At 43.4% G+C, this 627-nt stretch carries 1 protein-coding gene; it reads right to left on the bottom strand.

Features of this window, described 5'->3' with window-relative positions; translation table 11 throughout:
- The coding region (locus V2H77_RS00165; RefSeq protein ID WP_341497192.1) for a type VI secretion system baseplate subunit TssF at positions 1-627 on the bottom strand (627 nt) is incomplete at both ends.

Raw genomic sequence — 627 nt, 5'->3', positions numbered from 1 at the left:
GCCAATGTTGATGACTGTTTACCACGGCAGGAAAATCTTTTGACGCCGGCACGATATTTCTGGCCTGAATATGGCTGGGTATCTGCTCGCTTGGTATACAAATTTCCCCGATGCCCAATGTCCGTGCTTGCGCATGAAATCGGTGATATTGGCAGTAAAAGTCGCGATAGTGGTGCTCTGTTATGGGTTTTGCCTGATGATCATGAAACGTAAGATTAATTTGGCTTCCACCAAATGGCGATTGTTCCCGTATATAGTTAAAAAGTAATATGTTGTCACTGGGTTCGGCAAAATGGCAGGCTGCCAGTTGCGCGCTATCGATAAGAGGAACGCAGTGGTCAGATCCGTCGGATGTTTCCTCTGGTTCAGATTGGAGTTTAACTTTGTCAATACTAAAGATTTCATCTGATTCTAATACATAACGCGATTTGCCCTTTTCAAATGCAATCGGTTTTGTTTTTGTGGGAGCCAGGTTGATAACCGGTACGCAGTGGGGGATAAATGCGGGTGTAATATCCTCTATGGGAATGTTACAGTCAAATTCTAGGATAATGGTAAATTGCTTATCCTCTCCCAAAGGGAGTTCAGCAATCTCCTCCGATAAGTCAAATGACATAAAGTCATTAA

Origin of the sequence: Photorhabdus sp. P32 (assembly GCF_038085095.1) — a bacterium.
Classification (GTDB): Bacteria; Pseudomonadota; Gammaproteobacteria; order Enterobacterales; family Enterobacteriaceae; genus Photorhabdus; species Photorhabdus luminescens.
Note: the sequence above shows the minus strand (reverse complement) of the source record. Positions and strands in the feature narration are given on the sequence as shown.